This is a genomic window from Aliishimia ponticola (assembly GCF_004803475.1).
GTDB classification, from domain to species: Bacteria; Pseudomonadota; Alphaproteobacteria; order Rhodobacterales; family Rhodobacteraceae; genus Aliishimia; species Aliishimia ponticola.
In genome coordinates this window covers 457,585-476,083 of the sequence record NZ_SRKY01000003.1, presented here as the reverse complement: position 1 = coordinate 476,083, position 18,499 = coordinate 457,585, and the positions used below count along the sequence as shown (strand labels likewise).

Annotated in this window: 19 protein-coding genes; 16 read left to right on the top strand and 3 right to left on the bottom strand. The window is 60.6% G+C overall.

The genetic code is table 11. From position 1 onward, the window contains the following. Positions 1–73: 73 nt before the first annotated feature. From hisS to hisG, 3 genes are read left to right on the top strand one after another with little or no spacing between them, the layout of a single operon-like run. Positions 74–1,597 carry a histidine--tRNA ligase gene (gene hisS, locus E4Z66_RS13495; protein WP_136463540.1) on the top strand — a complete coding sequence of 508 codons (1,524 nt, stop codon included), beginning with the start codon at positions 74–76 and terminating at the stop codon, positions 1,595–1,597. Positions 1,598–1,599: 2 nt separating this feature from the next. Further along, a complete protein-coding gene (locus E4Z66_RS13490; RefSeq protein ID WP_136463738.1) occupies positions 1,600–2,685 on the top strand; it encodes an ATP phosphoribosyltransferase regulatory subunit in 1,086 nt (361 codons plus the stop codon). Then, positions 2,682–3,371, top strand: a complete 690-nt coding sequence (gene hisG, locus E4Z66_RS13485) for an ATP phosphoribosyltransferase (RefSeq protein WP_136463539.1) — start codon at positions 2,682–2,684, stop codon at positions 3,369–3,371. Before E4Z66_RS13490 ends, hisG begins: the two co-directional genes overlap by 4 nt. Positions 3,372–3,387: 16 nt before the next feature. Here hisG and E4Z66_RS13480 read toward each other — a convergent pair whose 3' ends face one another. After that, positions 3,388–3,867, bottom strand: coding sequence for a hypothetical protein (locus tag E4Z66_RS13480; protein ID WP_136463538.1), 480 nt, complete (start codon positions 3,865–3,867; stop codon positions 3,388–3,390). Between the two features lie 2 nt (positions 3,868–3,869). Then, positions 3,870–4,292 (bottom strand): DUF1489 family protein, encoded by a 423-nt coding sequence (locus E4Z66_RS13475; RefSeq protein WP_425456146.1) that lies wholly within the window; start codon positions 4,290–4,292, stop codon positions 3,870–3,872. Positions 4,293–4,396: 104 nt separating this feature from the next. On the opposite strand from E4Z66_RS13475, the gene E4Z66_RS13470 reads away from it, so the two are divergent. Continuing rightward, a complete protein-coding gene (locus E4Z66_RS13470) occupies positions 4,397–6,916 on the top strand; it encodes an adenosylcobalamin-dependent ribonucleoside-diphosphate reductase (protein ID WP_136463536.1) in 2,520 nt (839 codons plus the stop codon). 57 nt (positions 6,917–6,973) lie between these two features. On the opposite strand, the gene E4Z66_RS13465 is transcribed toward E4Z66_RS13470, so the two are convergent. Continuing rightward, positions 6,974–7,591 (bottom strand): TetR/AcrR family transcriptional regulator, encoded by a 618-nt coding sequence (locus tag E4Z66_RS13465; RefSeq protein ID WP_136463535.1) that lies wholly within the window; start codon positions 7,589–7,591, stop codon positions 6,974–6,976. Between the two features lie 461 nt (positions 7,592–8,052). Here E4Z66_RS13465 and E4Z66_RS13460 point away from each other — a divergent pair, with 461 nt between their 5' ends. The 12 genes from E4Z66_RS13460 to cynS all read left to right on the top strand — a co-directional run bounded on the left by E4Z66_RS13460 (position 8,053) and on the right by cynS (position 18,457). After that, complete coding sequence (locus E4Z66_RS13460; protein ID WP_211097155.1) at positions 8,053–8,748, top strand: ABC transporter ATP-binding protein; 696 nt, start codon at positions 8,053–8,055, stop codon at positions 8,746–8,748. Positions 8,749–8,769: 21 nt separating this feature from the next. Continuing rightward, complete coding sequence (locus E4Z66_RS13455) at positions 8,770–10,026, top strand: ABC transporter substrate-binding protein (RefSeq protein ID WP_136463534.1); 1,257 nt, start codon at positions 8,770–8,772, stop codon at positions 10,024–10,026. Further along, a complete protein-coding gene (locus tag E4Z66_RS13450; protein WP_246036028.1) occupies positions 10,023–10,835 on the top strand; it encodes an ABC transporter permease in 813 nt (270 codons plus the stop codon). The genes E4Z66_RS13455 and E4Z66_RS13450 overlap by 4 nt, the downstream gene beginning before the upstream one ends. Before the next feature lie 16 nt (positions 10,836–10,851). Further along, the gene (locus tag E4Z66_RS13445; RefSeq protein WP_136463533.1) at positions 10,852–11,394 is read left to right on the top strand and encodes an OsmC family protein; all 543 of its coding nucleotides are present in this window, start codon (positions 10,852–10,854) and stop codon (positions 11,392–11,394) included. Positions 11,395–11,404: 10 nt separating this feature from the next. Further along, complete coding sequence (locus E4Z66_RS13440; protein ID WP_136463532.1) at positions 11,405–12,505, top strand: acyl-CoA dehydrogenase family protein; 1,101 nt, start codon at positions 11,405–11,407, stop codon at positions 12,503–12,505. A gap of 18 nt (positions 12,506–12,523) precedes the next feature. Then, positions 12,524–13,381, top strand: coding sequence for a sulfurtransferase (locus E4Z66_RS13435; protein WP_136463531.1), 858 nt, complete (start codon positions 12,524–12,526; stop codon positions 13,379–13,381). 8 nt (positions 13,382–13,389) lie between these two features. Next, positions 13,390–14,004 (top strand): 2-hydroxychromene-2-carboxylate isomerase, encoded by a 615-nt coding sequence (locus E4Z66_RS13430; protein ID WP_136463530.1) that lies wholly within the window; start codon positions 13,390–13,392, stop codon positions 14,002–14,004. After that, positions 13,995–14,591, top strand: a complete 597-nt coding sequence (locus E4Z66_RS13425; RefSeq protein WP_136463529.1) for an ANTAR domain-containing response regulator — start codon at positions 13,995–13,997, stop codon at positions 14,589–14,591. The genes E4Z66_RS13430 and E4Z66_RS13425 overlap by 10 nt, the downstream gene beginning before the upstream one ends. Before the next feature lie 144 nt (positions 14,592–14,735). Beyond that, complete coding sequence (locus E4Z66_RS13420; RefSeq protein WP_246036027.1) at positions 14,736–16,226, top strand: CmpA/NrtA family ABC transporter substrate-binding protein; 1,491 nt, start codon at positions 14,736–14,738, stop codon at positions 16,224–16,226. Between the two features lie 27 nt (positions 16,227–16,253). Next, positions 16,254–17,099, top strand: a complete 846-nt coding sequence (gene ntrB / locus E4Z66_RS13415; RefSeq protein ID WP_136463528.1) for a nitrate ABC transporter permease — start codon at positions 16,254–16,256, stop codon at positions 17,097–17,099. A 5-nt stretch (positions 17,100–17,104) separates the two neighbouring features. After that, a complete protein-coding gene (locus tag E4Z66_RS13410) occupies positions 17,105–17,995 on the top strand; it encodes an ABC transporter ATP-binding protein (protein WP_136463527.1) in 891 nt (296 codons plus the stop codon). A gap of 12 nt (positions 17,996–18,007) precedes the next feature. Beyond that, a complete protein-coding gene (gene cynS, locus E4Z66_RS13405; RefSeq protein WP_136463526.1) occupies positions 18,008–18,457 on the top strand; it encodes a cyanase in 450 nt (149 codons plus the stop codon). Positions 18,458–18,499 lie beyond the last annotated feature (42 nt).

Genomic DNA, 18,499 nt, shown 5'->3' with positions numbered 1-18,499 from the left:
GGGCCGCTCTCGCCTTGTCCCTCTACCGGGTTTCGTCTATGCCGCGCGCAACCTGACTACTGGGGGTCCGTTCATGGCCAAGCAGAAGAAAACCCCGCGTCCCAAGGCAGAAACGCCGAAGGGCTTCCGTGACTATTTCGGTGCCGATGTCACCGAACGCGCCGATATGCTCGGCAAGATCGCCGGGGTCTATCATCGCTACGGGTTCGATGCGCTGGAGACTTCGGCGGTCGAGACCGTCGAGGCGCTGGGCAAGTTCCTGCCCGACGTGGATCGCCCGAACGAAGGTGTCTTTGCCTGGCAGGACGAGGACGAGGCGTGGATGGCGCTGCGCTATGACATGACCGCGCCGCTGGCCCGCGTCTATGCACAGCACCGCAACGACCTGCCAAGCCCTTACCGGCGCTACACTTTCGGCCCGGTCTGGCGCAACGAAAAGCCCGGTCCGGGGCGGTTCCGCCAGTTCTATCAGTGCGACGCAGACACTGTGGGCACCGCCTCCATGGCCGCTGATGCGGAAATCTGCGCGATGCTGGCCGATGCGCTTGAAGAGGTCGGCATCCAGCGCGGCGATTACGTGGTGCGGATCAACAACCGCAAGGTGCTGAACGGTGTCCTGGAAACGATGGGCCTTTCCGATGAAGGTCAGCGCGCGGATGTGCTGCGTACCATCGACAAGTTCGACAAGGTCGGTGAAAGCGGCGTGCGTGAATTGCTGGGCAAGGGGCGGCTGGACGCCTCGGGTGCCTATATCGACGGCGTCGGGCTGGAGGATGCGCAGGCGGAGCCGGTGATCGCCTTCCTGACCTCGCGCGCCGATGACACATCCGCGACCCTCGCGAACCTGCGCAGCGCAATTGGCAACAGCGAGATTGGCGCGAAGGGCGTCGACGAGCTGTCCGAGATCGCCGCATTGCTGGACGCGGCGGGCTATGGCCCGGACCGTATCGTGATCGACCCTTCGGTCGTGCGCGGCCTCGGATACTACACCGGGCCGGTCTACGAGGCGGAACTGACCTTCGAGATCAAGGATGAAAAGGGCCGCCCGCGCCAATTCGGGTCGGTCGCCGGGGGCGGTCGCTATGACGATCTGGTCAAGCGCTTTACCGGACAGGAAGTGCCCGCAACCGGTGTCTCCATCGGCGTGGACCGGCTTCTGGCGGCCCTGCGGATGCAACGCGGGGCACAGGCGCAGGCCCAAGGGCCGGTCGTCGTGACCGTGATGGACCGCGACCGCATGGCCGATTATCAGGCGATGGTGGCCGAACTGCGTGGCGCTGGTATCCGGGCCGAGGTTTATCTGGGCAACCCGAAGAATTTCGGCAACCAGTTGAAATACGCGGATAAGCGCGGCAGCCCGGTCGCCGTGATCGAAGGCGGCGATGAAAAGGACAAAGGCGTGGTGCAGATCAAGGACTTGATCCTTGGCGCGAAAATCGCCGAAACCGCCAGCCTTGAGGAATGGAAAGACCTGCCCAGCCAGTTCGAGGTTCCGCGCGAACGTCTGGTGGCGAAGGTCCGCGACATTCTGCGCAGCCAGCAACAGGATGATGGCGGTGACGGGCATCACGTCCATGGTCCGGGATGCGGGTGCTGAACATGCTGTCCCGCCGTGACACGAATGCGCGCGCCATGGGGCTTCGCGAGGTCTTCGAGACCGCCGGGGCAGAGGTCGTGGACCCGCCGCTGCTGCAACCGGCGGAAACGCTGCTGGACCTTTATGGAGAGGATGTGCGCGGGCGCGCCTATATCACGTCCGACGCGCTGCGCGGCGAACAGATGCTGCGCCCCGACTTCACCGTGCCGGTGGTGCAAATGCACATGGCCCACGGGGCGGAACCTGCGCGATATACCTACGCGGGCGAGGTCTTTCGCCGCCAGGAGGACAACCCAGACCGCCCAAGCGAATACGTGCAGGTCGGCTACGAGGTCTTTGACCGGGAAAACCCCGCTGCGGCGGAGGCCGAAGTCTTTGCGCTGATCTCCAACATGCTGGCCCATGCCAAGCTGCGGGCGGCAACAGGGGATATCGGCATTCTGGTCGCTGCAGTGGCCGGGTTGAAGACGACGGACGAACGCAAGGCCGCGCTGACCCGGCATATCTGGCGTCCGCGCAAGTTCCGGCAATTGCTTGACCGCTATTCCGGCAAAACGCCGACGCCGGTGACGCGCAAGGATTTGCTGGCCGATGCCGACCCGCTGCGCCGGGCGGTGCCCTTGATCGGTAAACGGACCCTGGGCGAGATTGGCGAACGGATCACGGCGCTGCATAACGACGCGGCCGCGCCGCCGATTTCCTCTGGCGAGATTGAACTGCTCGAAGCGCTTCTGGGCATCCGGGAAACCGTGCCGTTCGCGTTGGAACAACTGCGTGACGTTGCTGTGGACCTGCCCGCCATCGCGCCTGCGGTTGACCGTCTGGCGGACCGCGCCGATGCGATGGTGGAACGCGGTGTGGATGTGGACCGGCTCGACTTCGAAGCAAGCTATGGGCGCACCTCGCTCGAATACTATGACGGCTTTGTCTTTGGCTTTTATGCCGAGCGGCGGCCCGACCTGCCTCCTGTGGCGTCCGGCGGGCGGTATGACGCACTGACGCGGCGCCTTGGCAATGGTCAGGAAATCCCGGCGGTTGGCGGGGTCATTCGGCCCGGTCTTCTGCTGGAACTGGAGCACGCGCAATGACCCTGAAACTGGGCGTGCCGTCCAAAGGGCGGCTGATGGAAAAGACCTTCGACTGGTTCGCGGCGCGGGGCATCACCCTGACGCGGACAGGGTCTGACCGGGAATATGCCGGCGCGGTCGAAGGGATCGAGGGCGTTGCGCTCGTATTGCTGTCAGCGGGGGAAATTCCGCGCGAATTGGCGGCCGGGCGTCTGCATATGGGGGTGACCGGGACCGACCTGGTGCATGAACGCCTGCCGATCTGGGAACATCAGGTCGAAGAGGTCGAGGCGATGGGTTTCGGCCATGCCGATCTGGTCATCGCAGTGCCCAATGCCTGGGTCGATGTGGACACGCTGGGCGATCTGGATTCCGTCGCGGCGCAGTTCCGCGCGCATCACGGCCACCGGCTGCGGATTGCCACGAAATACCATCGGCTTGTGCGCGAAGCGCTGCGCGATGCGGGCGTGGCCGATTACGCATTGGTGGATAGCCAGGGTGCCACGGAAGGCACGGTCGCGAATGAAACCGCCGAAGCGATTGCGGATATCACATCGTCGGGGGAGACCTTGCGCGCCAACCACCTCAAGATCCTGTCCGATGGGCTGATCCTGCGGTCGGAGGCAACGCTGTGGCGCTCTCGCAAGGCGGAATGGGGCAGGGCCGAAGATGCCAGCCTCGCGACGATCCTGAAGAGGCTCGGCTAAGCCCGCGCGGCGCGTTTCAGGATGCGGCCGCTTTGAAGGCGCGGGCGACCGGTTCGATTGTCGTGGCGTAATTGCCATCACCGATCCGCCATTTCGCATCCGCATAATGGGCGTTGAAGTTTCCGACGACCTCATCCGACAAGGCATAGCCCGGCAGCACGTATTGCCATGTGAAGGTATACGTAATCCGCCGGTCCGTGACCCAACGCGCTGACACCACGCGCCACTTGATGTCGAGCGCGCCGACCAGCGTCATATGCGCGCGCAGCTCGGTAAAGATAGCCCGCAGGTCGTCTCGCGTTGCGACGACGCGCGCTTCTTCGAAGGTTGCGACCTTGTGCGGCAGGTCGAAATAGCTCGCGAACAGGTCGAAATCATTCACCACATAGGCGTGCCGGGTCGATCCAAGCAGGAATGCAGCGATTTCAAGCGCAGTCGTGGGGGTGGTGTCAGATGGCAGGCATGCGTCCAGAGCGGGTGCCTTCGCCCGGGGCATCTCTACAGAACACCGATTTCTGCAAGTGCCCGATCAAGTTCCGTTGGCAATGTCGGTTCGGCCTCGCGCCCTTTGCGCAGATCGGGCGGCGCATCCGAGGATTGCAGATAACGCCAGCCCTGAAACGGCCGCTTGGGCGCTGGTGCGGTGCGGATGATTTCGGCATCCAGAACGATGCCGCACATGCGCACACCGTCATGGCGGGTTACTTCGTCCAGTCGCAAAATGCGCTGGCGGCACAGGATTTCGCCTTTGAACACCCAATAGAGCGAGCCGCCATTCAGCAGCTCTGCCTCGCGCTTGGGCCACATGCGGGTGACGTGGCGCGCGAACCCGTCCTCGGACTGGGCGCGGCGGGTCGCCTGCCAGTCGATCAGGTCCTGAACTTCTGAGGCACCGACGCAGAGTTTCACCAGATTTATCATGTTATCCACAGAGTCGTCCCCACTACACTGCATATTGTAGCCTTTTCGGAACAGGGTGCAAATGGTAGGCTCAAGGCCCTGACCAGCCCTATCGAGGAATCGACATGACGCGCTTTGCGGCACCGATCGCGGAACAGATCTGGGACATGAAATACCGCTTCAAGGAGGCGGATGGCACACCGATTGATCTGACGGTTGAGGACACCTGGCGGCGTATTGCGCGCGATCTGGCCAAGGTCGAGGCGACGCCGGATGTCTGGGAAGACCGCTTCTACGCGGCGCTGGAGGATTTCAAATTCCTGCCTGCGGGCCGGATCACGGCGGGGGCGGGGACGGCGCGTTCCGTCACCCTGTTCAACTGCTTTGTGATGGGCACGATCCCCGACAGCATGGGCGGCATCTTCGAAATGCTCAAAGAGGCTGCGCTGACCATGCAGCAGGGCGGCGGCATCGGCTATGACTTCTCGACCATCCGTCCCAAGGGCGCGGGTGTGGCGGGCGTGGCTGCGGATGCGTCTGGACCGCTGAGCTTCATGGATGTGTGGGACGCGATGTGCCGGACGATCATGTCGGCAGGTTCGCGGCGCGGGGCGATGATGGCGACGATGCGCTGCGATCACCCGGATATCGAGGATTTCATCGTGGCCAAATCCGACCCGGCGCGGCTGCGCATGTTCAACATGTCGGTGCTGATCACCGATGATTTCATGGATGCGGTCAAGGCCGATGCCTCTTGGGATCTGCAGTTCGACGGCATGGTGTATCATACGGTCGAAGCGCGCGACTTGTGGAACCGGATCATGCAGGCGACCTATGATTATGCCGAACCGGGCGTGATCTTCATCGATCGCATCAACGCGGCCAACAACCTGTCCTATTGCGAAACCATCGCGGCGACCAACCCTTGCGGCGAGCAACCCCTGCCGCCCTATGGCGCTTGCCTGCTTGGATCGATCAACCTCGCCCGCTTGGTCGACGCGCCCTTCGAGGACGCTGCACAGCTGGACGAAGCGGCACTGACAGAGCTTGTCGCCACTGCGATCCGAATGATGGACAACACGGTGGATGCCTCACGCTTTCCGCTGGAGGCGCAAGCGCAGGAAGCGGCGGCCAAACGCCGGATCGGGCTTGGTGTCACCGGGCTGGCGGATGCCCTGCTGATGGTCGGGCTGCGCTATGGGTCGGACGCGGCGGCGGCACAGACCGAGGCATGGCTGAAGGCCATCGCGCGCGCCGCATATCTGGCATCCGTCGAATTGGCGAAAGAGAAGGGGGCCTTCCCCCTGTTCGAGGCGGAGAAATACCTCGCCTCTGGCACGATGACCGCGATGGACGAAGACGTGCGCGCCGCGATCGCGGAACATGGCATTCGCAATGCGCTGCTGACTTCCATCGCGCCGACGGGCACGATTTCCCTGTATGCCGGGAATGTATCCTCGGGCATCGAGCCGGTCTTTGCATACGCCTATACCCGCAAAGTGCTGCAGAAGGATGGCACCCGCACCGAAGAAGAGGTCGTCGACTACGCGGTGCAGATGTGGCGCGACAAATTCGGGGATGCGGAACTGCCCGACTATTTCGTCAACGCCCAGACTCTGGCGCCGCTCGACCATGTGAAAATGCAGGCGGCTGCGCAGAAATGGGTGGATTCGAGTATCTCCAAGACCATCAACTGCCCCGAAGATATCGATTTCGACGCGTTCAAGGATGTGTATCTGCAGGCCTATGAAACCGGCTGCAAGGGCTGCACCACCTACCGGCCCAATGATGTGACCGGAAGTGTATTGAGTATTTCCGGGAACAATGAAGGGAAAGCGGAGCTCCCGGAATTGGCGACGTCGGCGGAGCGATTGAAGTGGGCTGCAGAGGCGGCGGGCTATGAGACGCCACAGGCTGCCGCAGACGCGATGGGTGTAAAGCGCGCAAGCTACTCTCGCTGGGTTGCAAACAGCGGGAACGAAATATCAAAGGAAGACGCTATTCTTGCGTCGCACGCATTCGACGTGCCTGCTGGCTGGCTGCTTTTCGGGGAAGTGGAGGACGCGCCCGCTGTGGTGGCGGAAGGCAGCGCCGCGCCAATGCAGCCGCATGGGGATGTCATCTACATGGCCGAGCCGTTGGATCGTCCGGCGGCGCTGGAGGGGCATACCTACAAGGTGAAGTGGCCCGATAGCGAGCATGCTCTGTACATTACGATCAACGACATCATGCAGGCCGGAAAGCGGCGCCCCTTTGAGGTGTTCATCAACTCCAAGAACATGGAGCATTTCGCGTGGACTGTGGCGCTCACGCGGATGATTTCGGCGGTGTTCCGGCGCGGCGGGGATGTGTCGTTTGTGGTGGAGGAGCTTAAGGCGGTGTTCGATCCGCGCGGTGGCGCGTGGATGCAGGGCAAGTATATCCCGTCGATCCTGGCGGCGATCGGGGGGGTGATCGAGCAGCACATGATCCGCATCGGCTTCATCGAGGGCGAGGGGCTAGGCCTCAAGTCCGACCCGCATGCGCAGGTTGTGAACCTTGATGGAGGGCGCGGCAAAGCGTGCCCGTCTTGCGGCCAGTATGAAATGCGGATGATCGAAGGATGTATGACCTGCGCGGCATGCGGCCACAGCAAGTGCGGGTAGGGCAGCGTGGCGGGGTCTTTTTAGGCTGCGCCTTACCACGTTGGTTGTAGGTAGCGCCTAATCCCCCAGCCGTCTCGCGATCAGTGATTTGGCGACCTGTGCGAAATCAGAGTCCCGCGACACTTGTGCAGCCACGATCGCCCCATCGACCAGAACGGTCATTTCCCTGACGAGATCATCGGGCCGTTCCATGCCAAGTTCCATCGCCTGCGCCTGAATCCACAGGTTCACATGTGATTTGTGAACCTTGGCCGCGTTTCGGAGGGTTTCGTTTTCCGATGTCGCCTCTCCAATCGCGTTGATAAAAGGGCAGCCGTAAAACTCAGGGTCACTGAACCATTCGGCCAGGATGTCGAAAACCGCGCAGAGCTTGTCCTTGGGGGTGCCTTTGATCTTGCCCAGACGTCCAAAGAACCAATCGCGCCATGCTTTGCCTTCTCTCTCCAGCACGGCATCGATCAGCTTTTCTTTCGATTTGAAGTGAGCATAGAGGGTCGACTTCGCCGTACCGGCGCGGCTGGCGATCGTATCGACCCCTGTGGCCGCGAAGCCGTGATGGCAAAATAGTTCCGTCGCCGCGTTCAAGACGCGGTCCTTCGGGTTGGCCGCCTTGCGACCAATGCAGGTCCAAGCGGGGGCGGTTTCGAATGCGTCACTGTTCAATTCGATGGTCATACTGGTTTCTGCCTACGGACTAAGTGCACGGATCACTCCTTACGGACCAATATCGATGATTACCACCGACGACCTAAGAAGGGCCTTCGGATGGTTCGATACTGATCTGTTCGAATCTCCTCCGATGCCCCGAAAGGATTCGCGAGCGCCTACAAATTCATCTAAGCCATTCGGTTTCGCAAGAAAATTTGAGCATTCAGAATAAATTGACCATGCAACGAGCGGCAGGCCAGACGGCCGTTTGACACGAATCGACTTCGCAACTGACGCTTAACCATACAGACCTGTTTGATTTCGTCGTGGGGATGATGGTGCAGTTGAAGTCCAAGCCAGAGAATTTGAGAGCCGTTGCTCCCTCGGCCGATACCGGCACTTCACCCGTCGCACCGCGTGACGAGGCGGATCGGCGGTATGTAGAAGTGTCTGGAGTAGGGCATTCTTATTCCCGCAATGGACCCACCGTGCTTCGGTCTATCGACCTCAAGATCTCTGCCGGGGAAATCGTTGCGCTGATCGGTCGTTCCGGCAGTGGTAAATCGACCCTGCTGCACATCATTTCTGGCCTCATGAAGCCATCTGACGGCGCTGTGCGTATCGATGGGCAGCGTGTCGAAAAGCCGTCTCCGCGTTGGGTTATGATGTTTCAAGCCCCCTCGCTTTATCCTTGGATGACGGTCGCGCAGAATGCGGGGCTGGGGCTGAAATACGCCAAGAAGACCGAAGGCGTCGATGCGCGGGTGAAAGAGGTTCTGTCGCTTGTGGACCTTGCCGAGTTCGCGGATCGCAACGTGCAAGACCTGTCCGGAGGGCAGCAGCAGCGGGCCGCTTTTGCCCGGTCCATCGCGCCGGAACCTGAACTTTTGCTGCTGGATGAGCCGTTTTCGGCGCTGGACATCTTCACGCGGCGCGCCCTTCAGAATGATGTTCGTGAGATCGCCAAGCGCCTTGGGCTGACCGTCGTTCTGGTGACGCATGACGTCAATGAAGCGGTCCAAATGGCAGACAGAGCTGTCTTGTTGTCCAGCGGTCCGGGCCGGATCGCTGGCGATACAGAGATCAACGTTTCCGAAGCGGACCGGGTCTCTCAATCCAAGAAATTCCAAATGGAAACAACGCGCCTTCGCACGCTCTACACCGAAATTGCGGGGCTGGGCTGAGCCGCAGAACAGGGGGTTACTATGAAAGATCGATCAAAAGACACGATGCAGGAATGGGACGACGAGGAGTATTTCTCGTCCGACTTCACGCGCCGTCAAACGCTGGACATGTTGGCAAGCGGCGGACTTTTCGCCTCGCTCGGTGCCATGATGGCGGGCCTGCCGCAGCAAGCCTATGCACAGGAAGACGAAGTTGTCCGCATTGGATACTTGCCGATCACGGACGCGACCGCGCTGCTGGTTGCCCATGCCAAGGGGTATTTCGAGGACGAAGGGCTGGAGGCCGAGCGCCCGACATTGATCCGCGGTTGGTCGCCCCTGATCGAAGGCTTCGTGTCCAACAAGTTCAACCTTGTGCATTTCCTCAAGCCGATCCCGGTTTGGATGCGCTACAACAACAACTTCCCGGTCAAGATCATGTCCTGGGCCCATACCAATGGGTCGGGCCTGGTGGTGGGTGGCCATACGGACATCACCGATTTCAGCCAGCTTGGTGGCAAGCAGGTCGCTGTGCCGTTCTGGTATTCGATGCATAACATCGTGCTGCAATATGCCCTGCGCCAAAGTGGCGTAACGCCGGTGATCAAGGCCCAGGGCGAACCGTTGGCGCCGAATGAATGCAACCTTCAGGTGATGCCGCCGCCGGAAATGCCACCGGCGCTCGCGGCGAAAAAGCTGGACGCCTACATCGTGGCAGAGCCGTTCAACGCGCTTGGTGAGTTGATGGCAGGTGCGCGGATGCTGCGTTTTACCGGTGACATCTGGAAGAACCACCCCTGCTGCGTTGTCTGCATGCATGAAGAAGCGACGACAAAGAAGGCAGCATGGACCCAGAAGGTCATGAACGCCGTGGTGCGGGGCGCGATCTATGCGTCCGAGAACAAGATGGAAGTCGCAACGCTGCTGTCCAAGGACGGCGAAGGCTATCTGCCTGCGCCAGCGCCCGTCGTGCAGCGCGCCATGACCGTTTATCAGGACGACAGCGTGTATCAGGATGGCGGCGTGATCCATCACCAAGCCGAATGGCAAAACGGGCGCATTGATTTTCAGCCATGGCCCTATCCATCGGCAACCAAGCTGATCGTCGAAGCGATGGGGGATACGGTCGTGTCCGGGGATACGACTTTCTTGAAGGATCTCGATCCGGAGTTCGTGGCGAACGACCTTGTGAACTACGAATTCGTGAAGAACGCGCTGGATGCGAACCCGTCCTGGGTCAACGATCCGTCCGTCAATCCGGGCGATCCGTTCAATCGCGAAGAGATCCTGAAACTGTGAGCGACACGCCGGTCATAAACGCGCCGGTACGCTGGCCATCCCTTGGTCGTTACCGCGGGGTGGTCAGTGGGATCATTGGTATCTTGGGGCTGTTGTTCATCTGGTGGCTCGGCGGTCGCTGGGTCGCCAATTCCCCCGGCATGTTCGCTTTTTCCATGTTTGCGCCCGAACCGGCGCTCTCGCGCCTGTGGGACATGCTGCTGTCCGGCGAAGTGTGGGAAATGTCGATCCCCTCGCTTTACCGTGTGGGGTTGGGGCTGGTCTTTGCCATCGGTATCGGCGTGCCCGTCGGGATCGCGATTGGCCGCATGGTAGTGCTGCGCGAAGTCACGAACATCCCGTTCCAATTCCTGCGCATGATCTCACCCCTGTCGTGGATGCCAATCGCCGTGATGGCCTTTGCCACATGGGACGCGGCGATCATCTTCTTGATCGCGGTCGCTGCGGTCTGGCCGATCATGTTCGCGACCGCGGCCGGTTTGCGCCGTCTTGATCCGGCATGGCTGAAAGTCGCCCGCAACCTTGGCGCATCGCCGTTGCACCAGCTGACGACCGTCATTCTGCCGGCCATTGCGACCGACATCCTGACCGGCATCCGTCTGGCGCTGGGCGTTGCATGGATCGTGCTGGTGCCTGCCGAATATCTCGGCGTCACATCCGGGCTTGGCTACGCGATCAACGATGCGCGCGACACGCTCGACTATTCCCGGCTTGCGGCCACGGTCGTGGTGATCGGGATCATCGGTTTTTTATTGGATTACATATGCTTGAAGGCAGTCCAGCGCCTGAATTGGGTGCGGGAAAGTTAAACGAAGGAGGTACTAAATGTCTGAACCGGTAACCGCATTGACGGGCTGTCTTGCCCCGATTGACAAGACGGGGCTGAACACCCTGATCGAAAACGGCAAGGCCAACCCAAAGGTCATCAAGACGCTGAAATGCAAGACCGTGGCAGAAGGCAAGTTCCGCCATGCGAACTTCATCCGCGATCTTGAACCCTACATCGTGGACGAGCCGCCGGGCCTGCTGGGTGACGACACCGCGCCCAACCCATCCGAGGCATCGCTTGCCGCGCTTGGTTCCTGCGTTGCGGTTGGACTGCACGCCAATGCCGTGCATCGCGGGATGACCGTGAACAAGCTGGAACTTGAACTGGAAGGTGATCTGAACATTACCGCCGTTTGGGGCACGGGCGATCTGAGCGAGTCGAAGCCCATCGGTTTCACGGATGTGCGGATCAAGGTCGATATGGAGTGCGAAGGCACGCCGAAATCCGTGATCGACGAACTGGTCGCCCACGTCATCAAGTATTCGCCGGTGTTCAACACCTTCTCACGCCCCGTGAACATGGTCGCTGAGACGATCTAAGGAGAAAGCAATGCCAGCCACTGCTGTTCTGGAAGACCCGTCGACAATGCTTGCCGATGTGGCCGCCATCGCCGCGACGGAGTTGTGTCCGCGCGTGCGCGAGATCGATGAAGGTGCCTACCCGGAGGACATCATGCGCGCGCTCGGGGCGACCGGAGCTTTCGGCGCCGCGTATGTGGATGGCAATGCCGTGACCCTGACCGACACGATCGAGGCGATTTCAACCGTCGCGGAACACTGCATCTCCACCGCGTTTTGCATGTGGTGCCAGAACGCGTTGGCCTGGTACATCGGGTCGTCGGAAAACAAGGCCTTGGCGCCCTTGGGGGCCAAGGTCGGGGCAGGCGAGGTGCTGGGCGGCACTGGCCTGTCCAACCCCATGAAAACCTTTTTTGGCATCGAAAAGATGCGCCTGAAGGGCACGCGTGTGGATGGCGGATACCTTGTCAAAGGCGCGTTGCCATGGGTGTCGAATGTCGGCGAGGACGGCTTCTTCGGCATGGTCTTTGAAACCACCGACGAGGCACCCAAACGGATCATGGCCGTGGCGGACTGTGCGCAAGAAGGCATCAAGACCGTTCTGGATCACGACTTCATGGCCTTGGGCGGCACCGCCACCCGGTCCATCCAATTCCGCAACGCCTTCATCCCGGACGAGATGATCCTGGCTGATCCCATCGATGGATACCTGCAAAAAATCCGGCCCGGTTTCGTTCTGATGCAATGCGGAATGGCGATTGGCATGATCCGGTCCTCCATCGCGTTGATGCGGCAGGTCGATGGTCAACTGGGCCATGTGAACAAATACCTTGAGGAGCAACCGGAGGATTTCGAAAAGATCCTTGCCGACGCCGAAGCCGAATTGGCCGCGCTGGCCCTGACCCCTTACGACACCTCCATCCCGTATTTCCGGCGTGTCGTGACGCTGCGCCTCAAAGGGGGCGAAGCCGCGATGAAGGCCGCTCATGCCGCGATGCTGCACCAGGGGGCGCGCGGCTATGTGTCTGGCGGGGCCGCGCAGCGCCGCCTTCGTGAAGCGTATTTCATTGGCATCGTGACGCCCGCAACCAAGCAATTGCGCAAGATGCTGCACGACCTGCCGCAAGTCTGAACCAAGAGGAGCCTTCCAATGACATCCGTACTTATCTCACCCGAAGAACTCTCTGTGATGGCGCGCGATGAAGTCGTCATCATCGACACCCGCGCGCCCGAAGCCTTTGCCGAAGGGCATATCGCTGGTGCCGTGAACATCCACGATATCTTTACCTTTCTGGCGACATCGACCCCGGAGGGTATGGCAGAGCTGACCGACAAGTTCGCGGCGACATTCGGCGCTGCGGGCCTTGATGGGAAAAAGACAGCCGTACTTTATGAACAGTCGATGAATTCCGGTTTTGGCCAGTCCTGCCGCGGCTATTTCCTGCTGTCCTACCTTGGCTACAAGGATGTCAAAGTGCTGCATGGCGGGGTCGAAGCATGGCTGTCGGCAGGGATGGAACTGTCCACTGACACTGTCGCGCCCACGCCGGCGGAATTCCCGGTCGATCCGGCGGGCGCGGCGCTGATGCTGACGGTCGACGATGTGAAAGCCTCTCTTGGCGATCCGGGGATCGCCTTGCTGGACGTGCGCGATGTGGATGAATGGATCGCGGACAGCTCGTCGCCCTACGGCAAGGATTTCTGCCCGCGCAAAGGCCGCATCCCCGGGGCCGTCTGGATCGAATGGTATCGCCTGATGAAGCCGACGCCAAACGGGCCGATGATCAAGTCCAAGGAAGAGGTGCTGGCCGAATGCGCCACTGTCGGGATCACAGCGAATACGCCGGTCTATATCTATTGCTTCAAGGGCGCGCGGGCATCGAATAGCTTCCTGGCCCTGAAGGAGGCAGGCGTCAAAGACGTGCGCATCTATTTCGGGTCCTGGAACGAATGGAGCAGGGACGAAAGCCTGCCCATCGACGCCGGTCTGCCCTTCGCGGCTGAGTAATCGGGGCCATGGGGGGCGTCATCACATACTATTTCGCGCCGATTTCTGGCTATGCCTATCTGGGGCACCAGACATTGACGACGTTGGCGCGGCAGCACGGTGCAACGGTCGATTTTCGCCCCCTGATGATCGCCAAGGTCTTTGCCGCCAGCGAGACAACCCCGCCCTTTGCACAAAGCGCGCCGCGCAAATCCTACCGGATCGAAGATCAGGCGCGCTGGGCGGCGCACAAAGGGTTGGACATGACACCCACCCCCGCCCACTGGCCCACCGATCCGGGGCCAGCCTGCCGCGCGATTATTGCCGCCGGAAAACTAGGGCTGGATCAGGACGCGCTTAGCTTTGGCTGTCTCAGGGCCGTCTGGGCCGAAGACCGCGATATCGCCCAGACCGAGACTTTGGCCGATATTCTGACTGCGGCGGGATGCGATGCGGCGGCTGTCCTGGCGCTTGCCGCGACCGATGACATCGCGGGCGAGGTGCAGAAGATCACCGAGGACGCGATTGCCGCAGAAGTCTTTGGCTCGCCGACTTACGTGTTCGACGGGCAGCGGTTCTGGGGGCAGGACCGGCTCGATTTCCTTGCAAGCGTCTTGCAGCAGGAGGCGGCGGTATGTTCCTGACCCTGAAAGAGCCAAAGCAACAAAGCGCCATTTTGATCGACGGCAACGAGTCCCGGCGCGAGATGTTTCAGCTGATGCTGGGCAGCCGCAATATCAGCCTTGAGACATGCTACACCAGCATCGACAGCGCCATCGCCGATCAGGCGGAACCGGAGCTGGCGATTGTCTATTTCGAGCGCATGGATCGGTCTGAACTGGTCGATCTGTCCCGCCTGCGCAGCTGCAAGACCTGCGCGGTGCTTGCACTGATCGAAGAGGCGGACGCCACGGATATCGAAACACTGCTAGAGACCGGGGCCGATCACGTCCTGCCGCTGGGGCTGCAATCGGATCGCTTCAACATCGCGGCGGTCTCTGCGCTGGCACAGGCGCGCAAGCACCGGCAGATGGAATTGGACAAAACCCGCGCCGAAGAGGCTTTGAACGACGCCAAGCGCGTCGCGCGGGCCAAGATGATCCTGATCGCCCGGCACGGCATCGATGAGGTCGAGGCGCACCGCCGGGTCCAGCAATTGTCGATGGAACGCAATCTGCCTCTGGCCGAAATGGCCGGGCAGATCATCGAGGCGGAAAGTTTGCTGTGTTGAGGCGGTAGCCCGGCACACATCGGTTCCGGCGCTAATGGGGGCGCGGATACGGAACCACCTGAATGGCCTTCCGACGCTGATGGCGGCGAAGGGGGCAAATGGCCGATGGGGGCCGAACCTTCGAATGAAGAAGGAAGTGAGCTCATGGGAGCTTTAAGCAACGTCTATGATCCAGAGGAAATTCTCTGGAAAGGGTGCCCGTGCGGATTGCACGCGACCATGTATGAACATCAGGCCGCCTTGTCTGGCGCCGAAGGCAGCAGGTTTTACGCGGCCGAAAGTACGCAAGGCACCGCGCCGCGCGATCAAGGGCCCGCGCTGGAAACGCTCAGCGATTTGCAAAGCCCGGCATCGCAAAGCGAAGGCCCCTCTTGGGACAACCAGGAAGAGGTCATGGTCAATGTCGCCAAATCCGCCCTGTTGAAAGGGCTGTTCGGCACCGACATGAACCGCCGCAACTTCCTGCGTGCGGTCGGAAGCACGACCGCGGCAGCAGCGATTGCCTCTGTCATTCCGATCGACAAGGCGATTGCGAATATCCTCGATGCGAACGGGCCGTTGGAGAAAACCAACCTGAATGTGGGGTTCGTTCCGATCACCTGTGCGACGCCGATCATCATGGCCAAGCCGATGGGCTTTTACGAAAAATACGGCCTGAATGTTGAGGTGATCAAGACAGCCGGTTGGGCCGTCAGCCGCGACAAGTCGTTGTCCGGGGAATATGACGCCGCGCATATGCTGACGCCGATGCCCTTGGCGATTACAGCCGGGGCAGGGTCCGCCGCAACACCGTGGACCATGCCCGCCGTTGAAAACATCAACGGGCAGGCAATCGTTCTGGCGACGAAGCACCTTGATAAGCAGGATCCGACGAAGTGGAAGGGCTTCACCTTTGGGGTGCCGTTCGAATATTCGATGCACAACTTCCTGCTGCGTTACTACGTGGCCGAAGCCGGGCTTGATCCCGATCAGGATATCCAGATCCGCGTTGTGCCACCGCCCGAGATGGTGGCGAACCTGAGCGCGGGGAACCTTGATGGCTATCTCTCGCCTGATCCGTTCAACCAGCGGGCGGTTTATGACGGGGTCGGCTTCATCTACAAGCTGACCAAGGAAATCTGGCCCGGCCACCCCTGCTGCGCCTTTGCGGCCAGCCAGAAGTTCATCGACGAAACGCCGAACACCTTCCTCGCGCTGTTCCGTTCGATCCTGGATGCGACAGCGTTCAGTTCGGCGGCGGAAAACAGGTCGGAAATCTCGGCCGCCATTTCGCCCAAGAACTACCTGAACCAGCCAACCACGGTGATTGAACAGGTCCTTACGGGGCGCTTCGCCGATGGTCTTGGCAATGTCCGCAACGAACCTGACCGGATCGATTTCGATCCTTTCCCCTACCATTCGTTTGCGGTCTGGATTCTGACCCAGATGAAACGCTGGGGCTACATCGAAGGCGATGTGAACTACGCGGGTCTGGCGGAACAGGTCTACCTCGCCACGGATGCGGCGGCGGTGATGAAAGACATGGGGATGACCCCGCCCACCACGACATACGAATCCTACGAGATCATGGGCAAGACCTTCGACCCCACGATGCCCGAGGCATATGTCGACAGCTTCGCGATCAAGCGCGGCTAACGGACCGAAAAAGGAGCAAGACCAGACATGTCTCAAGACGTCAAAGACAGGCTGAAAGCGATGGTCGCCTCAATTGGCTTTCTCGTGGTGTTTCTTGCCGCGTGGAATGCCTTTGTCGTGGCGCAAAGCGGACCGGCCGCAGACATGGACCCGGAACTTGCGGCTTTACTTGGACCTCAGGCGAAGGGCGAAAGCGCCCTTCCCACACCCGGCGATGTCGGCTCGGAAATCTGGGGCCACATTTCCAACCCGTTCTACGATGCGGGACCGAATGACAAAGGTGTCGGCATTCAGTTGGCATATTCGATCTTTCGGGTGCTGACCGGATTTGGGCTGGCGGCCCTGATCGCGATCCCGCTGGGCTTTCTGATCGGGATGAGCAAGCTCGCCGCGCAGGCGCTGAACCCCTACATCCAGTTGCTCAAGCCTGTCTCGCCGCTCGCGTGGATGCCATTGGCGCTCTACACGATCAAGGACAGCGAGATTTCGTCGATCTTCGTGATTTTCATCTGCTCAATCTGGCCAATGCTGCTGAACACGATCTTCGGCGTCGCCAGCGTGCGCAAAGACTGGCTGAACGTGGCCAAAACACTTGAAGTGCCGCCGCTGCGGACCGCGTGGCGGGTGATCCTGCCTGCCGCGGCCCCGACAATCCTGACGGGAATGCGCATTTCCATCGGCATCGCATGGCTGGTGATCGTCGCGGCAGAGATGCTCGTTGGTGGCACCGGCATTGGCTACTTCGTCTGGAACGAATGGAACAACCTTTCGATCACCGGCGTGATCTCGGCGATTTTCTTTATCGGTGTGGTCGGAATGATCCTCGATCTGATGCTCGGCCAAGCGGCCAAACTTGTCGCCTATGCGGAGTGATGACGATGAATAAAGCGAACAAGATCATCAAGGTTGAAGGCTTGGAGCGCAGCTTTCCATCGACAGAAGGGAAGGGGGAAACGCAGGTCTTCGGGGATGTCTGGTTCGATGTGAAAGAAGGCGAGTTCGTCTGCCTTATCGGCCATTCCGGGTGCGGCAAGACGACCCTGCTCAATATCCTAGCGGGGTTGGATCAAGCCACATCGGGTCACGTCATCGCCGACGGTTTCGCGGTGGAAAAGCCAAGCCTTGACCGTGCCGTGATCTTTCAGGGTCACGCGCTGATGCCGTGGATGACCGTGATGGGGAACATCGATTTCGCGGTCTCGTCCCGATGGCCCGCTTGGGACAAGGAAAAGCGGCGCGCGCACTGCCAGCAATTCATCGACATGGTGCATCTGACCGGGTCCGAGAACAAGAAGCCCGCGCAATTGTCGGGCGGCATGAAGCAGCGCGTCGGGATCGCGCGTGCGCTGGCGATCGAGCCGAAAGTCCTGCTGATGGACGAACCGTTTTCGGCGTTGGATGCGCTGACGCGCGGCTCGCTTCAGGACGAATTGCTGGGCATCATCGCACAGCGCGGCCAGACCTCGTTCATGATCACCCATGACATCGATGAGGCGATCCTGCTTTCGGACCGCATCGTGTTGATGACGAACGGACCGGAAGCGCGCGTATGCGAGATCGTCGAGAACTCGCTTCCCAAAGAGCGCACGCGTTCGGACATGCACACGCATCCGAATTACTACCCCATGCGAAATCACCTGATCGAGTTCCTCGTGAACCGATCAAAGTCGTTCCGGGAAGAACTGGCCAGCGCCAGCTACGACCCCAAGAACCCGCCAGTCGTCCGCCCAGCGGCTGATGGCGACACCCTGAATCAAGTCGCAAGTTAAGGAGACGCCTTTATGACACGTGCAGAACTGACGGAAAAAATCGTCGCACATAAGACCTTCAACGATATCAAGTGGAAGGATGTCGCGACTGCGGTGGGGCAATCAAAGGAATGGGTAACGGCCGCGCTGATGGGCCAGATTTCCCTGACCAAGGAACAGGCGATTGCCGCGGGCAATGCGATGGGGCTGAACTTCTCGGATGAAGAGCTCGCGCTGCTGATGACCGTTCCCTATCGCGGTTCGATCGCGACGGCGGTCCCGACCGATCCGCTGATCTACCGCCTGTACGAAGTGGTCGCTGTCTACGGCACCACCATGAAAGCCTTGATCGAAGAAGAATTCGGCGACGGCATCATGTCGGCCATCGACTTCACCATGGACATCCAGCGCGAGGAAAACCCCGCTGGTGACCGCGTAAAGATCGAGATGACCGGCAAATTCCTTCCCTACAAAACATTCTAAGCGCCGCGCCAAGCGGTCCCACTTCCTGACAGAGAGGACTAC

What these genes read in the sequence shown, in the direction of transcription:
- hisS (WP_136463540.1), top strand. Translation starts at nt 74, where the DNA reads ATGGCCAAGCAGAAGAAAACCCCGCGTCCCAAGGCAGAAACGCCGAAG.
- E4Z66_RS13490 (WP_136463738.1), top strand. Translation starts at nt 1,600, where the DNA reads ATGCTGTCCCGCCGTGACACGAATGCGCGCGCCATGGGGCTTCGCGAG.
- hisG (WP_136463539.1), top strand. Translation starts at nt 2,682, where the DNA reads ATGACCCTGAAACTGGGCGTGCCGTCCAAAGGGCGGCTGATGGAAAAG.
- E4Z66_RS13480 (WP_136463538.1), bottom strand. Translation starts at nt 3,867, where the DNA reads ATGCCCCGGGCGAAGGCACCCGCTCTGGACGCATGCCTGCCATCTGAC.
- E4Z66_RS13475 (WP_425456146.1), bottom strand. Translation starts at nt 4,292, where the DNA reads ATGATAAATCTGGTGAAACTCTGCGTCGGTGCCTCAGAAGTTCAGGAC.
- E4Z66_RS13470 (WP_136463536.1), top strand. Translation starts at nt 4,397, where the DNA reads ATGACGCGCTTTGCGGCACCGATCGCGGAACAGATCTGGGACATGAAA.
- E4Z66_RS13465 (WP_136463535.1), bottom strand. Translation starts at nt 7,591, where the DNA reads ATGACCATCGAATTGAACAGTGACGCATTCGAAACCGCCCCCGCTTGG.
- E4Z66_RS13455 (WP_136463534.1), top strand. Translation starts at nt 8,770, where the DNA reads ATGAAAGATCGATCAAAAGACACGATGCAGGAATGGGACGACGAGGAG.
- E4Z66_RS13445 (WP_136463533.1), top strand. Translation starts at nt 10,852, where the DNA reads ATGTCTGAACCGGTAACCGCATTGACGGGCTGTCTTGCCCCGATTGAC.
- E4Z66_RS13440 (WP_136463532.1), top strand. Translation starts at nt 11,405, where the DNA reads ATGCCAGCCACTGCTGTTCTGGAAGACCCGTCGACAATGCTTGCCGAT.
- E4Z66_RS13435 (WP_136463531.1), top strand. Translation starts at nt 12,524, where the DNA reads ATGACATCCGTACTTATCTCACCCGAAGAACTCTCTGTGATGGCGCGC.
- E4Z66_RS13430 (WP_136463530.1), top strand. Translation starts at nt 13,390, where the DNA reads ATGGGGGGCGTCATCACATACTATTTCGCGCCGATTTCTGGCTATGCC.
- E4Z66_RS13425 (WP_136463529.1), top strand. Translation starts at nt 13,995, where the DNA reads ATGTTCCTGACCCTGAAAGAGCCAAAGCAACAAAGCGCCATTTTGATC.
- E4Z66_RS13420 (WP_246036027.1), top strand. Translation starts at nt 14,736, where the DNA reads ATGGGAGCTTTAAGCAACGTCTATGATCCAGAGGAAATTCTCTGGAAA.
- ntrB (WP_136463528.1), top strand. Translation starts at nt 16,254, where the DNA reads ATGTCTCAAGACGTCAAAGACAGGCTGAAAGCGATGGTCGCCTCAATT.
- E4Z66_RS13410 (WP_136463527.1), top strand. Translation starts at nt 17,105, where the DNA reads ATGAATAAAGCGAACAAGATCATCAAGGTTGAAGGCTTGGAGCGCAGC.
- cynS (WP_136463526.1), top strand. Translation starts at nt 18,008, where the DNA reads ATGACACGTGCAGAACTGACGGAAAAAATCGTCGCACATAAGACCTTC.